Origin of the sequence: Shewanella sp. DNRA4, assembly GCF_012843185.1 — a bacterium.
Taxonomy (GTDB): Bacteria; Pseudomonadota; Gammaproteobacteria; order Enterobacterales; family Shewanellaceae; genus Shewanella; species Shewanella xiamenensis.
Genome location: NZ_JABAIP010000011.1, coordinates 183955 through 199012, shown reverse-complemented (window position 1 = coordinate 199012; position 15058 = coordinate 183955). Strand labels below are relative to the sequence as shown.

The 15058-nt window shown below is 44.9% G+C and carries 11 protein-coding genes; 8 read left to right on the top strand and 3 right to left on the bottom strand.

Translation table 11 applies throughout. The features are described 5' to 3' along the window. The coding region (locus tag HG547_RS13755; RefSeq protein ID WP_211164651.1) for a transposase at positions 1-196 on the top strand (196 nt) is incomplete at its 5' end. A 24-nt stretch (positions 197-220) separates the two neighbouring features. Here the strand turns inward: HG547_RS13755 and HG547_RS13750 are convergent. Both HG547_RS13750 and HG547_RS13745 read right to left on the bottom strand, forming a co-directional pair. After that, on the bottom strand, positions 221-937 hold the full coding sequence (locus tag HG547_RS13750; protein WP_140907355.1) for a DUF2057 domain-containing protein: 717 nt from the start codon (positions 935-937) through the stop codon (positions 221-223). Positions 938-1164: 227 nt separating this feature from the next. Further along, a complete protein-coding gene (locus HG547_RS13745) occupies positions 1165-3222 on the bottom strand; it encodes a bifunctional 2',3'-cyclic-nucleotide 2'-phosphodiesterase/3'-nucleotidase (RefSeq protein ID WP_169548128.1) in 2058 nt (685 codons plus the stop codon). A gap of 698 nt (positions 3223-3920) precedes the next feature. On the opposite strand from HG547_RS13745, the gene HG547_RS13740 reads away from it, so the two are divergent. Together HG547_RS13740 and HG547_RS13735 are read left to right on the top strand one after the other, a co-directional pair. Continuing rightward, positions 3921-6071, top strand: coding sequence for a M3 family metallopeptidase (locus tag HG547_RS13740; RefSeq protein WP_169548127.1), 2151 nt, complete (start codon positions 3921-3923; stop codon positions 6069-6071). 225 nt (positions 6072-6296) lie between these two features. After that, positions 6297-6920: a 2OG-Fe(II) oxygenase gene (locus HG547_RS13735; protein ID WP_099457624.1), complete on the top strand. Its 624-nt coding sequence runs from the start codon at positions 6297-6299 to the stop codon at positions 6918-6920. Positions 6921-6983: 63 nt separating this feature from the next. On the opposite strand, the gene HG547_RS13730 is transcribed toward HG547_RS13735, so the two are convergent. Further along, on the bottom strand, positions 6984-8225 hold the full coding sequence (locus tag HG547_RS13730; RefSeq protein WP_037421282.1) for a dicarboxylate/amino acid:cation symporter: 1242 nt from the start codon (positions 8223-8225) through the stop codon (positions 6984-6986). Positions 8226-8512: 287 nt separating this feature from the next. Here HG547_RS13730 and HG547_RS13725 point away from each other — a divergent pair, with 287 nt between their 5' ends. From HG547_RS13725 to HG547_RS13705, 5 genes are all read left to right on the top strand, one after another. Next, on the top strand, positions 8513-8938 hold the full coding sequence (locus HG547_RS13725) for a YqaA family protein (RefSeq protein WP_037421279.1): 426 nt from the start codon (positions 8513-8515) through the stop codon (positions 8936-8938). Between the two features lie 139 nt (positions 8939-9077). Beyond that, positions 9078-11927, top strand: coding sequence for a pitrilysin family protein (locus HG547_RS13720; protein WP_169548126.1), 2850 nt, complete (start codon positions 9078-9080; stop codon positions 11925-11927). 236 nt (positions 11928-12163) lie between these two features. Further along, entirely contained in the window at positions 12164-13813 is a 1650-nt protein-coding gene (gshA, locus tag HG547_RS13715; protein WP_169548125.1) for a glutamate--cysteine ligase, read from the top strand. A 17-nt stretch (positions 13814-13830) separates the two neighbouring features. Beyond that, on the top strand, positions 13831-14274 hold the full coding sequence (locus HG547_RS13710; protein WP_086024063.1) for a hypothetical protein: 444 nt from the start codon (positions 13831-13833) through the stop codon (positions 14272-14274). A gap of 156 nt (positions 14275-14430) precedes the next feature. Then, a complete protein-coding gene (locus tag HG547_RS13705; protein WP_037421266.1) occupies positions 14431-15048 on the top strand; it encodes a lipoprotein in 618 nt (205 codons plus the stop codon). Positions 15049-15058: the final 10 nt, after the last annotated feature.

Genomic DNA, 15058 nt, shown 5'->3' with positions numbered 1-15058 from the left:
GCCATATTCCCCAGAACTAAACCCTATCGAACAGGTATGGAGTTGGCTGCGCCAACATTATCTCGCCAATCGCTGTTTTAAAGGATATGAGGACATAGTGGATGCCTGCAGCCAAGCATGGAACAGCTTTATCAGTTGTACAAAACGCATGATAAAGATGTGCTCTCGGGAATGGGCGAAGGTGACTGAGCTTTAATACGGAATGGTATAACGAATAAGCTTATTGCCCATTAATTTTGGCTTTGAACTTTGCTTTAGTGACGTCATCGGCGAGTTGATACCAATAATCCAGCATATGGCTGATTTCGGCTTGAGTTGGTGAATCAGGCGCTGTGCTTTGTGTTATTGCAGCTGTGGATGCGACTGCTGTGGTGGTCACTGTAGTGGACGTCGCAGAAGCGGTGGCAGGCAGAGTTGGTGCACTCGTTGTCGCTGATACTTGAGGCAGGCTTTGCTGAGTGGTAAACGTTATCGAGGCGGGATGTTGTCCCTGATTATACTGAAAGATTTCCTGCTCGAAGTTTCGGCCTATCTGTAACCCGTTTTTCACTAATCTATCTTGGTCGAACGCAATCACTTGATTATGCTTATCTAAAAGCATGAGTAATGGTAACTCATCGAATTGCTTTGCAGCCTTAGCCGAATCTATATTGGGCAGTTTGAGATGTAATTCTTGGTCTGTTTGATTAAAGCGAATGATCAGCACGTCCGATTGATAGCGTACTGAATTTGCCTGTTTACGGTATTGAGCATTGTAGCGAAAAGCGATTTGGTTCAATCCATTACTTAGCGTAACAGGTGAGGTGTTTAATGGCTTTTGTCCATTTACGGTGAGCAGCTCGACATCGCTTGGAAGCTGTAGAATTACTTCGGCACAAGCGGGTTGTAGGCTGGCAAGCAATAGGGTTGATGCACACAGTATAGAAGGGGATTTCATAAGCTTTCTCTTCGTTTATATCAAGTATTAATGATAAGTGAGATAGCGGATTACACAAAACCTTAGATGGCAAAGGAATAAACTCATTTAGTTTATTTTGTTAAGGTTTAGAGCATGCAGGGATGAAACTAAAAGAAAAGGCTCACGAAGAGCCTTTTCTGATCCAAAGCACGAAGCTAGGTTATACCTACTTCTCTTCAACTTAATCTAAGTGGAAGTAACGCAAATTACTTTGCTTTATCTTGGCTTAGGTTGATGCGGTACACGGCAAAACCAAGTTCATCTTTACTCAGTTTGGTCATTTCGCGTTGTTTATTCGCTTCGATAAAGGTTGCGGCTTTATCGCTATCTTGGGTTTGGAAGCGAATATCAAGGGTCACATTCGTGTTGATGGTTTTGAAATCCCAGTTGTAGTCAGCACTTGGGTTTACCATGCCTTCGTACTTGCCTGTTGTTTCATTGTACTTAGATTGCGCTGTGATATAGGCCGCTAAGGCTTCACGGTTGGTATCTGGCAGTTCCAGAACCACATGGTCACTGCCTGTACCGGCGAACTTACCACCAAAGGCGCGATAGTTATTTGAAGCCACGATAAATTCTTTGGCTGCAAATTCTTCGCCAGTGAATACTTTGCCATTTTCATCGGTATAGCTTAAATCGACGATACGGTTAGCATTGGCGTTGACAACAGCGCAGTCACGGTCGAACTTACTTGGTTGAGTGACATCAATTTTATAAGTTAAACCATCGAGTACGTCGAAGTTGTAGGTTGGATGACCGTCCCAGTTGATTAACTCCTGTGGCGTTGTTTTACTTGGGTCGATTTGCTTAAACTGGTTAGCGGAACATTCCAGCCAGTCTTTCAGCTCTGCACCTGTGGCCTTTACCGCCACCATGGTATTAGGGTAGAGATAAAGATCGGCAGCATTTTTAAAGGTCAATGCGCCTTTATCCACTTGCACGTATTGGTCTGCATCGCTGGTTGTGCCATGGCGTCCGCCGGCTTTGAATGGCGCAGAGGCCGATAATACAGGCAGATCTTTTAACGCCTCTGGGAGTTTGGCTTTTACGTTGGCTATTTGTGCATCGGAAACGATTTGCACCGTTGGATCGTCCTGCACTAAGGTCAAGAAGCTATACATATCGGCGGCAGCAACCCCAATTGGCTCATCCACGAAGGCAAGTGTGCCTTGGTGCTCGGCGGCGACTGCATCATGAATGGCAGCGTCTGCTTCCACTAATGGCGTTTTAGTTGTGCCATCATAGATAGGACGAGCCTTAGTCGTTGCACTAAGTACCACCCATTTACCGTCTTTACGCTCTAGTTTAAAGTCAACCACACCTAAGTTATCACCCCAACGTCCAGGCATGACGGCTGGGACGCCGTTTAATAGACCCTTAGTCACATCTGTATTAGGTAGGTCGGCATATTTGGCATCGGGGAAGATGGAGTGGCTGTGACCAAACATAATGGCATTAATATCTTTTACATTCGTTAACGCGTAGGTAGCGTTTTCCGCCATTGGATCGCCAGGATTCTCTGTTGAACCGATACCAGAGTGGGGGATCGCGATAATCAAATCAGCGCCTTTCGCCTTCATTTCAGGCACATATTTCTTTGCTGTCTCGACGATATCTTCAACCTTAACTTTGCCAGTAAGATTTTGTTTATCCCACAATAAGATTTGTGGCGGCACAAAACCAATATAACCAATCTTAATGGTTTGGTTATTTCCTTCGTTATCGATAATTTGTTTTTCTTTAATGATATATGGGGTGAATAAATGCTCACCTTTTTTCACATTATTCCAACAACCGTTTTCATCAGCACAATATACGTTGGCGTTAATATAAGGAAATTTAGCACCATGAAGTGATTTATTTAAAAAATCTAAACCATAGTTAAATTCGTGATTCCCGATATTTCCCACTTCGTAATCTAGTAGGTTCATCGCTTTATAAGCCGGGTGAACATCGCCCATTTGCAGACCGACTTTAGCCATATAGTCGCCCATTGGACTACCTTGAAGTAGGTCACCGTTATCAACGAGCACACTGTTTTTGGACTCCTGACGAGCCGCATGAATTAAACTTGCGGTACGCGCTAGGCCAATTGTTGGATCGACTTTGCCGTTGTAGTAGTTGAAATCCATGATATTCGTGTGCAGATCGGTGGTTTCTAATACACGTAAATCCGCTTGAACAATTGGCTCATCATCTGAGCCACAGGCGCTTACACCAAGGGCGGCAGTGATCATCACTGCGAGTAGTTTTTTATTTAACATAGTTTTCTCTATTTATATTTATGTGACCCTAATACATGCTCTATTTTTGAGCATGCCCATCATCCAGTTAACTCATATTCTGAAAACTGTTCTGAAAACGATTAGTTACAGAAGCATTAAGTTAACGAACAGGATTATAAAGACATTTGATGATCTGAATGTGACATTAATTGGATAAAGGCTGTATTAAATTGTGACAATGAATTTGATTGGTTAAATTACAGTCGATATATGACGTGATTTTTGTTTGTCTGTTGGATAAACACTTGGATTGGTTGTTTGTTAAAGATAATTAATATTTGTTATTAAAATGGTTTGATTTTAAACCGGTTTTTATATCATTATTGCGTTAACCTTTAGCGTTTTTATAATTGTTCTTAGGTAACTTATTATTTTTAAATTAAATTATTTTTATATTTATCATGTTGTTTATGATTTTTATTATTCAGATGTAATGTGGGCATGGCAGTGGTGCTCGCTTGATGATGTTATTTGAGGTTCGTCACACATAAAGCGATACAATTTAGCCTTGAATACGTTGGTCGAAAGCTTGGCTGAATGGCGGTTAACTTGCTAAGGTTGTGCGTCGACGACAGTGCCTTGAAGATGCACTCGTTGGAAGAGAAGCCAAAATCCGTTACTCGCACCTTTCACTTAAAAAATATAAAGACAGGGCAGTGACACTTAAGGGAGTTAATATGCGTAAGTCTGTTATTTTTACCGCTGTTACCGCGGCGTTGTTATTGGGCGCCTGTTCTGAAAATTCTGCTGTAAATTCTGAAGCTACTAATGCGGTCGCAGCCAAAGCTGCTTCAACACCAGCTCAAATAGATGCGACCAATGTGTTATTAAGCAAGAGTCCATTACAAGATCAAGCACCGCAGTTTAATTTGATCAAGAGCTCGGATTATGCCCCCGCCTTTGCGCAGGGGATAAAAGAGCACGAGGCTGAAATCGCCGCCATTATTGGCAATAAACAGGCGCCGACCTTTGAGAATACCATTTTAGCTATGGAAACGTCGGGTGGGTTGTTGACTCGAGTGTCACGCACCTTCTTTAACCTCGCGGGTTTGATCTCCGATGATAATTTTCAAAAAACGGAGGCGGATTTAGCGCCTAAGTTATCGGCTCATCGCGATAACATTTATTTAGATCCAAGCTTATTTGCACGTGTTGAAACCGTGTATCAACAACGTGACACGTTAAATGCTGAAGATAAGCGCCTAGTCGAGTTTTATTACGAGCAGTTTGTGCGTGCTGGGGCCAAATTATCCGATGCCGATAAAGCCCAAATGCGTGATTTCAACGCTGAGTTGGCCACCCTTGCGACTGAGTTTTCCCAAAACAGCTTAAAGTCATTTAAAGACGATGTGATTGTCGTGACAGACAAGGCACAGCTAGACGGTTTATCTGACAGTGAAATCGCGACCTTAGCGGCCGCAGCGCAAGCAGCGGGTAAAACGGGTTACTTGATTACCTTAGTGAACACGACGCGTCAGCCTATTTTAGCCAGTTTAAATAATCGTGAACTGCGCCAAAAAGTCTGGGAAACCTCGGCCCACCGCGCCGTTGCTAGCAATGGCCCTTTAATCGTGAAGATGGCGCAGCTGCGCGCCAAGAAAGCCAATTTACTCGGCTTTGATACTTGGGCTGCCTATGCCGTGGCCGACCAAATGGCTAAAACGCCAAGCGCAGTGTATGAAATTTTAGATGACTTGGCGCCTAAGGCGTTGGCTCACGCTAAGGCCGATGCGGCGGATATCCAAGCTGAAATCAAAAAAGCTGGCGGCAATTTTGAATTGCAACCTTGGGATTGGGCTTATTACGCCGAGAAAGTGCGCCAACAAAAGTATGCCCTCGACGAGAGCAGCATCAAACCTTATTTTGAATTCAATTCAGTGCTCAAGGATGGTTTGTTCTTCGCAATGAACAAACTCTACGGCATTAGCATTAAACCTCGCACCGATTTACCAGTATGGCATAGCGATGTGCTCGCCTTTGAGGTTTTCGATAAAGACAACAGCTCAATTGGCCTGTTCTACCTTGATCCTTATGCCCGTGAAGGTAAGGGCGGCGGCGCGTGGATGGATGAGTTTGTCACTCAAAGCGGCCTGCTAGGCACTAAGCCTGTGGTATATAACGCACTGAATATCCCAAAACCTGCTGACGGTCCAACCTTGATGACCTTCGATGAAGTGACCACTATGTTCCACGAATTTGGTCATGCGGTGCATGGTTTATTCTCCAAGGTGAAATACCCAAGTGTGGCGGGCACCTCTACTGCGCGCGACTTTGTGGAGTTTCCATCTCAAGTTAACGAAGATTGGAACATTGACCCTGCGGTCATTGCCAATTACGCCAAACATTATCAAACTGGCGAGCCTATTCCAAAAGCCCTACTCGATAAGATATTAGCCTCGAATAAATTTGGTCAAGGTTTTGATACTGTGGAGTATTTAGCGGCTGCATTACTGGATATGGAATGGCACTCGATTGGTGCCGACACCCAAATCAAGGATGTGGAACAGTTTGAGCATCAAGTGTTAGCCAAACACGGCCTCGATTTCGCGCCGATCCCACCGCGTTATAAGTCGAGCTATTTTAGCCATGCCTTCTCGGGTGGCTATTCAGCCGGTTATTACGCTTACCTGTGGACAGAAGTGTTTGCCGCCGATGCCTTCGCCTATATGGGCCAACATGGGGGCTTAAAAGCTGAAAACGGCGATAAGTTCCGTGAAGCGGTATTGTCTAAAGGCAACAGCGAAGATTTGATGCAGAATTACATCCACTTTACTGGTCAAAAGCCTACGACCGATGCCTTATTAAAACGTCGTGGTTTAGTCGACTAAGCGAGTCATTGTAAAAAGGGCCAAAGGCTTGGTAGGGCAACCTATCAAGCCTTTTTTTACGCTATTGTTTTTCGATAATCTTTACTCTAAAATCCCGCCACATTTGACTGTGGGATAACTTCTTTATCCCGTATCGACGCCCCTCGAAAATCAGGCTCAGTTTCCCCTCCTTTGAGCCCTTGAGTACAGCTAAAGCGTAGCCTCTTTATATTGGATGTAGCATTAATGGTTTCGCAATTAAGTGAAGCAGTGCTGGATGTGATCGCTGACGCCTTGGTAGACAAAGGCTATATCTTTTTACCCGAGTTAGTTCCTAGTCATATAAGCCAAGTATTGCTGGAAAAAGTTCGAACAACAGAAATACATGAGCTCAAAGCGGCTTCGATTGGACGTGGTGCAGAACAACAACTTAACCCCGATATTCGTCGTGACCGGATTCAGTGGTTAGAGGAGCAGCATGAGCCTGATTCACTCTATTTGGATTTGATGATGCAATTAAAGGATGGGCTCAATCGTCGCTTATTTATGGGGTTGTTTGACTATGAAAGTCATTATGCTGTGTATCAACCCGGCGCTTTTTATAAGAAGCATGTGGATGCGCTAAAAGGCAGTCAAAACCGCATCTTAACCACGGTGTTTTTCTTAAATCCGGATTGGACGCCAGCAGACTGCGGCGAGCTGATTATTTACGATGAAGCCGATAATGAGATTGAACGTATAGCGCCAAAAATGGGGCACTTTGTGATTTTCTTAAGCGAGCGTTTTCCCCATGAGGTGACTAAAACCTTGGCGCAACGTAACAGTATTGCCGGGTGGTTTAGGGTGAGCACCAGCATGCATGGCTTTTAAAAGGGCTAAAAAAACCACCTTAGTTAAGGTGGTTTTTTGTATACAGTGATGCAATGCTAGGTATTAGGCTAACGATGCTTGAGTATCTTTGGCATTAAACTGTTCAATATCCAACTCATTTTCTGATTTACCAATCACAACGGCAGTCATCATATCGCCAGTTACGTTCGTCGCGGTGCGGATCATATCGATAATACGGTCGATTGCGGCGATAAAGGCAATACCTTCGAGCGGTAACCCAATCACGCCTAAGGTCACTGTTAACATCACCATTGCACTGCCTGGCACGCCAGCAGTACCGACAGAGGCAACCGTTGCGGTGACGGCAATCATCACATAATCTAAGGTATCGAGTGGAATGCCGTAAATCTGCGCGATAAAAATAGCCGAAATTGCAGGATAGATACCACCACAGCCATCCATGTTCATGGTGGCACCGAGCGGCATAACAAAGGCGCTGTAGCGCTTAGAAACACCCATGGTTTCAACCGCTCTAGTGCTGGCTGGCAACGTGCCAAAGCTTGAAGAGGTACTAAAAGCCACTAATTGCGCAGGCATAGCCTTGCGGAAAAATTGCATAGGGCTTAAGCCTGCAAATTTCACAAAGCCACCATACACAAAAATCATATGTATCAGGGCTGCAATATAGATTGCGGCGATAAACTTACCTAGAGGCAATAGGGTCGATAAACCATATTCACCCACTACCCAAGCCATTAAGCCAAATACACCAATTGGGGTGAGTTTTAACACCATACGAGTCAGTTGAAACATCACTTCGGCGCCCGCTTCAATTGTGCGTTTAAGCGGCTCAGCCTTCTCGCCAACCTTGTTGATGGCAATCCCGACTAAAGCGGCAAACACAATAATTTGCAGTACTTTACCTTCGGCCAGTGAGGCAAATGGATTGACAGGGATCATATCGAGTAGCACTTGCGCAAACCCTGGTATATTGCGCTCACGCACTTCAGTGGTGGCCAGTTGCATCGTGCCGCCCATATCAATAAGCGAACCAACGGCTAAGCCGATTAACGAGGCGATTGTACCTGTTAGCATAAACATGCCTAAGGTTTTAAGGCTTAAGCGTTTTAGATTGGTTTGAGAGCCTAGCGAGGTAATACTTACCACGATAGCGCAGAAGACCAGTGGCGCAACTAGCATCTTAATCGCGCTAATAAATAGATCGCCAAGCGGTTTAAGCACAGTTGCGCTTTCGCCTAATAACACGCCAACGAGCGCACCTAAGATAAAGCCTGTGAGGACTTTTTGCCAAAAAGGGATGCGGCTAATAGTTTGAAGGATCATGCGTTTTCCAAAAATATATCATTACAAGCCCATAGACCTGAGATGCTAGTATGTGTATCCACTTGAAGTAAATGAACTTATACCAAGCGGCGCGTCAGGTACAGGACAATTTCTGCCATTAAAGGCATTGTATCGGCAGTGACAGGGTTATAACAAACCGATTTTCTTATAACTTATTGTGATAAATGAGTTTGTTGTGAAATAGTTGGTTTTTACATCGTTTTAACGTCAAGGTTGTAACCCAATATTTAATGTAAAAAATTATTAATTTCATAGAGTAAGTTTTTATGTCGGACTTAATTGTCATGTTTTCGGGAGCTTTTTTGGCGGCCACCTTGTTACCGGGTGGATCTGAAGTTTTGCTCGTCGCCCTGTTAAATAAAGTCCCGCAAGCTTGGTTAGTATTAGTTGCTGTAGCCAGTATTGGTAATACCTTAGGGGCGATGACAAGTTTTTATCTTGGACGTTTAGGGCGGTTTGCTAAGTCCCCAGAGGCATTGAGTGAAGGCAAACATGCCAAAGCCTTAACACTTATCGAGCGTTATGGCGTGTGGTCCTTATTACTGTCGTGGGCACCGATTATCGGGGATATATTATGTTTACTTGCGGGTTGGTTAAAGCTACCCATGTTACCCGCGTTGAGTATGATTTTTATCGGTAAAACAGTTCGTTATCTTATGGTAGCTGCAGTGACATTACACTGGCTTGGTTGATTTATTAACGGAGTTGTTCGGTTAAAGGGCGGGATTTAGTAAAGGAAGTCATTGTATTAATTGGAACTTTGCTGATATTTAAGCGTCTTAAGTGATTGTGGATAAAAGGTTTTGAGCTGAGCTAATTTTTAGCCCATTGATGTATAAGGGGAATACTTTGAAAAAATGGATACTAGCGGTTGCGATTTCCGCCGCACTTGCAGGCTGTGCCTCTGAAACTTCAACCCAAATACCTACAGGTATAAGGTTAATTGAAAATGTGCAACTCACAGATTCACAAGTCGGTATTCCCTATAAAAAATATCAGCTTGCTAATGGCCTTACCGTAATTTTGCATCAGGATCGCTCTGATCCTCTAGTGCATGTTGATGTGACTTATCATGTCGGCTCAGCCCGTGAACTCGCTGGTCGCTCTGGGTTCGCTCATTTGTTTGAACATATGATGTTCCAAGGCTCAGAGCACGTTGCCGATGAGCAGCATTTTGAGGTGGTGACCGAGGCGGGTGGAATGCTTAACGGTTCCACTAATACTGATAGAACCAACTATTTTGAGACAGTCCCTAGCAATCAGCTCGAAAAAATGCTGTGGCTTGAGTCTGACCGTATGGGCTTTTTATTGCCAGCGCTGACCAGTGAGAAATTTGAAGTGCAGCGTGAGACGGTAAAAAATGAGCGCGCTCAACGGATTGATAATCAACCCTATGGCCGAATGAGCGAGCGTTTTAATCAAGCTATGTTTCCAGTTGGACATCCATATTCCTGGCCTGTTATTGGCTGGCCAGAGGATCTTAACCGCGCCACAGTGGATGATGTTAAGCACTTTTTCCAGCGCTGGTACGGCCCTAATAATGCCACGCTGACGATTGGTGGCGATTTTGATGAGCAGCAAGCTTTAGCTTGGGTAAATAAATACTTTGGCGAAATCCCCCGAGGCCCAGAGGTTCAGTCCGAACCTAAGACCTTAGTTACGCTTGATAAGACCCGCTATATTTCGATGGAAGATAACGTACATTTACCGCTGATCCGTATAGGGTTTCCGACCGTGTATGCCAGTCATCCCGATGAGGCTGCGCTGGATTTATTAGCCAATATTTTAGGTGGAGGGAAAACCTCATTAATCTATAAAAATCTGGTGAAGGATGGTTATGCAGTGCAGGCCAGCGTGAGCCAACCCTGTCAGGAGTTGGCATGCCAGATGTCGATTTACGCCCTAGCTAATCCACAAAAAGGGACGACGCTTGCTGAGCTTGAGCAGCGGATCTTGGCATCTATTAATGAGTTCCAGCAGCGCGGCGTGACCGACGAAGACTTGCAAAAAGTAAAAGTCCAGTTTGAGGCCGATAGCATATTTGGTCTGCAAAGTGTCAAAGGAAAAGTATCGACTTTGGCGCTAAATCAAACCTTGTTTGGTGAGCCGAATAAAATAGCTTCTGACCTTGCTCGTTACGCTAATGTCACTAAAGACGATGTGATGCGCGTATTTAAAAAATACATCAAAGACAAACCTATGGTGGTGATGAGTGTGGTGCCGCAGGGTATGAAGGCCTTAGTTGCCCATCCCGATAACTTCACTGCCCAAACGCTGCCGGTCGCCCAAACGGCGGTTGAAGGTGAATTACCTACCGCTAAATTGGTTTCAAGCTTTGATCGTTCAAAAATGCCCGCAACGGGGGCTGCGCCTGTGCTGAAAGTGCCGCAAATCTGGACCAGTAAGTTAGCCAATGGCATTGAAGTTATGGGCACTCAAAGCGCCGAGACACCAACGGTTGAGTTGGTGATTTATCTTAACGGTGGTCATCGACTCGTCCCCGTCGAAAAGGCGGGACTGGCAAGCTTAACCGCGGAAATGCTCAATGAATCGACCCAAAAGCGTAGCAGTGAACAATTGTCACAGGCGCTTGAGATGTTAGGTAGCACGGTCGATTTTAGTGCTTCGGAATATCAAAGCACGATTAAAGTTTCAGCGCTCACCGAGCATTTGGATGAAACATTAGCCATCTTAGAAGAAAAGCTGTTTGAGCCTGCCTTCAATGAGGCCGATTTTGCTCGGGTGAAGCAGCAACAATTACAGCAAATTCAACATATGCAGTCTAATCCTAGCTATCAGGCCAATGCTGCGCTGTATAGCTTGCTCTACGGTAACAATAACGCCCTTGGGGTCAGTGATGCGGGGACGTTAGATTCAGTAGCCGCGCTGACACTTGCTGATGTAAAGGCATTTTACGCCGAGCAGTATCGTGGTGCTAATGCCAAAATCATTACTGTGGCAAATCTGCCAGAAAGTGCGTTACTACCTAAGCTTGCGGGATTGAGCCAATGGCAAGGGGAGGTGAGCACATTGCCGCCACTCAAATCATTCCCTGCACTGAAGGGCGGGACTATTTATCTGATAGATAAACCGGGCGCAGCTCAGTCGGTGATCAATATTGCGAAACGCGCCTTACCCTATGATGCAACAGGCAATTATTTTAAATCGTATTTAATGAACTACCCTCTAGGGGGGGCTTTTAATAGTCGTATTAACCTTAACCTACGTGAGAATAAGGGCTATACCTATGGCGCGCGTACAAGCTTCTCGGGAGCGGGGGAAGCGGGTGAGTTTATCGCCTCTAGCGATGTGCGTACCGATGTAACTGCTAAAGCCTTAAATGAGTTTATTAAAGAAATCAAAGCTTATCAGCAGCAAGGGATGACTGATGCGGAGCTGACCTTTATGCGAAACTCGGTTTCCCAAGGGCAGGCGTTGGATTATGAGACGCCTTATCAGAAGGCGGGTTTTATGCGGATGATTCAGCGTTATCAATTAAGCCAAGATTTTACTACCGAGCAGGACAAAATTATAAATACTGTAACAAAAGATGAACTCAATGCCCTCGCGGCTTCCGAGCTAGATATCTCACAAATGATCATCTTGGTTGTTGGTGACAAGGCTAAAATTGAAGCGGATTTGGCAACTTTAGGCTATCCAATTGAAACTTTAGTATTGTAAATTAGCTTTTTGGCCTTATATATACCTAACAAACCCAAAGATACGAGTTTCAACCTCTTTCGTTTGTTTGGGTATAAATTGCAGACAAGTTAATCGTGCAGCACAAAGTAGCTGTTATCTAAAGTGTTAAAGTGTATGGCGGTGACAGCATTAGCTGTCACCGTCTGCGTTTAATTGCAGAAGAATGTAATTTGGCTTGCCCCATGGACAGGTTTAGATTTATTTTGAGGCGTATTTTGAAAGGTAAGCCTCAAAATAAAGGTCTGACTGTTAACCTTGTCGCGATAGCGAACCACCAATCAGAGAAGCGCAAATTGAAGCCATTCAATGAATTAGTACAACATTTCTCGGACGCTCAAGGGCGTGCCGCACTCCTTGGCATGCAACGTGGAATTGAGCGTGAGGCGCTACGTATTGATGAATCTGGCTACCTTGCGCTAGATGGTCACCCCATCGAGTTAGGATCGGCCTTGACTCACTCGCGTATTACAACTGACTACAGTGAAGCACTGCTTGAATTTATTACTCCGGTGAATAATCAGGTTGAGCCGCTATTGCAAGGCTTGACCCAGACCCATGCCTATAGTGTGCGGCATTTGCATGGTCAGCGTCTTTGGCCCGTGAGCATGCCCTGCTATGTAAAAGATGAGGCGAATATCCCCATTGCTCGGTACGGTACGTCGAACACGGGTAAGATGAAAACCTTGTATCGTAAGGGCTTAACTTATCGTTACGGCGCTTTGATGCAGATTATTTCTGGGGTGCATTTTAACTTCTCGGTATCGCGGGAATTGTGGCAACGCCTCTATGAACTGAGCGATAAAGGCTTGAGCTTTGAGGATTTTATCTCCGAGTCTTACTTCGGACTTATCCGCAATTATCGCCGTTTGGTCTGGGTGTTGCCTTATTTGTTTGGTGCCTCTCCAGCGTTGTGTAGCTCATTTATCAAGGGTCAAAAGACCGATTTACGTTTTGAAAAGTCGGGACGCGGCACTTTGTATTTACCCTATGCAACGTCGCTGCGGATGAGCGATTTGGGCTATACCAACAAAGAGCAAGAAGATCTCAATATTAGTTATAACTCTCTGCCCGAGTATTTGGCGGGGATTAAAGCGGCAATTAAGATGCCATCGGCAAACTTTGCCAATATTGGCGTTAAGGTTGATGGTGAATTTCGTCAACTCAATGCTAACGTGCTGCAAATTGAGAACGAATTTTACTCACCCATCCGTGCTAAACGGGTGACAAAAAGTGGTGAGAAACCCTCAGAGGCCCTTGCTCGTGCTGGGGTGGAATATATTGAGGTGCGTGCATTAGATGTCAATCCCTTTAGCCCTATCGGGATTGAGGCAAGTCAAGTACGCTTCCTCGACTTATTCTTACTCTATTGTTTATTAACACCATCACCTAAGTCAGATGCCGCTGAAGAGGTGCGATTAAGCGCCAACTTAAAGTCAGTGGTACTTGAGGGACGTAAGCCTGGACTTGAGCTGCTTACGGCAACGGGAACATTATCATTACAGACATGGCTCTTGGAGCTATTTGATCACTTATCGTCACTGGCAGTATTACTCGATGGTGAAACAAATGCTTATCAAGCAGCCTTAGCCCATTGGCGAGACGCTGTGGTTGATCCACAGAAAACCTTGTCTGGCCAAGTGCTTCAGCAATTGGTAACCAAGGGGCAAGATCATGGGCAGTGGGTGATGTCATTGGCACAGCAATATCATCAATATTTTATGGATTACCCCTTATCAACTGAGGTTGTCAGCGATTATCAAGCTGAGGCACAAGCATCGCTTAACAAGCAAGCGGACATCGAAGCGGCGCAACGTGCGGTATCCTTTGATGATTATCTGACTGACTATTTCGGCGCGCCAGCCTAACGAGTCAAGGTGTGAAGATGCGGACATTTATTCTCGCTGCCAGTTTGCTTGGGTCTACTGCGTTACTCTCAGGTTGCGCTTCATCCCCTGAAGATGATTTAAGTTGTGGTACGGTATCGGGCTATTTACAGCCCGATGCTAGTACCCATTGGTATCGAGTGGTGGTGACTCATCTAGATGGTAAGCCTGTGGTCTCAAAGCCTAATTATCAATTAGCACCTGGGGAATATGAGTTTACCGTTGCCGAGTTAATTGATGCTCCATCCCTTGGGGTGTCTCTTAGCGCGCGAACGCCAAAAACCTTTACGTTAGTGGTCGAAGGGCACCAGCGTTACCACATAGGGGCATTATTCCACACGGATAAACGCTACATGGGTAAAGATACCAACTATTGGGAGCCTGGTGTGTGGCAACAAGAAAATCATGAATGCCAGTTTGATTTAAGTCCTGAAACAAAATAGTTCGTTTTAACAATGGATTGTCATTTCTGTTAATGAGTATGACCTGAAAATAGGTGCTAAGGTGATCTTAGCGCCAAAAACAGGATTGGTGCTTTGCCTCATTCTATCACTGTGCGATGATGGGCAAGTTTTACTTCTTTGGAGAACAAGCGCTTAATGAAATGGCTTTCGACAACTCTGTTATGTGCATCCATAGGTTTTCTGTCTGGTTGCGCCACTTCTCCGCCAAAATCTCCTGACAACCTTTGCGATATTTTTCAAGAACATCGTTCATGGTACGAGGCCGCTAAGGATACCCGTGATAAATGGGGCGTACCCGTGCATGTGCCTCTGGCAATGATGTATCAAGAAAGCTCGTTTAAACATAATGCGGCGCCGCCTATGCAGTACTTTTTAGGCTTTATTCCCATTGGCCGAGCCAGTGATGCCTATGGTTATGCGCAGGCCAAATCCATGACGTGGGATGACTATGTTCGCGAGACTGGTAATAGTTGGTCTTCGCGCAGTAATTTTGATGATGCCATGGATTTTATGGGCTGGTTTATTTACAAGACCAATAAAATCAATGGAATTTCTAAATGGGATGCGAAGGCGCAGTACCTCAATTACCACGAAGGTTGGGGAGGTTATCGTCGAGGCTCTTATAAGTCTAAGGCTTGGTTAGTCAAGGTTGCAGCTAAGGTGGATGATAGAGCCAAACGTTATGCGGCTCAGTATAAAACCTGCAAGGAGGATTTAGATTCTTCTTGGTTATGGCGGCTATTTTTTGATTAACCTTGCGCCC

Coding starts and splice junctions, on each gene's coding strand:
- HG547_RS13750 (WP_140907355.1), bottom strand. CDS start 937: ATGAAATCCCCTTCTATACTGTGTGCATCAACCCTATTGCTTGCCAGC.
- HG547_RS13745 (WP_169548128.1), bottom strand. CDS start 3,222: ATGTTAAATAAAAAACTACTCGCAGTGATGATCACTGCCGCCCTTGGT.
- HG547_RS13720 (WP_169548126.1), top strand. CDS start 9,078: ATGTATAAGGGGAATACTTTGAAAAAATGGATACTAGCGGTTGCGATT.
- HG547_RS13735 (WP_099457624.1), top strand. CDS start 6,297: ATGGTTTCGCAATTAAGTGAAGCAGTGCTGGATGTGATCGCTGACGCC.
- HG547_RS13725 (WP_037421279.1), top strand. CDS start 8,513: ATGTCGGACTTAATTGTCATGTTTTCGGGAGCTTTTTTGGCGGCCACC.
- HG547_RS13730 (WP_037421282.1), bottom strand. CDS start 8,225: ATGATCCTTCAAACTATTAGCCGCATCCCTTTTTGGCAAAAAGTCCTC.
- HG547_RS13740 (WP_169548127.1), top strand. CDS start 3,921: ATGCGTAAGTCTGTTATTTTTACCGCTGTTACCGCGGCGTTGTTATTG.
- HG547_RS13705 (WP_037421266.1), top strand. CDS start 14,431: ATGAAATGGCTTTCGACAACTCTGTTATGTGCATCCATAGGTTTTCTG.
- HG547_RS13710 (WP_086024063.1), top strand. CDS start 13,831: ATGCGGACATTTATTCTCGCTGCCAGTTTGCTTGGGTCTACTGCGTTA.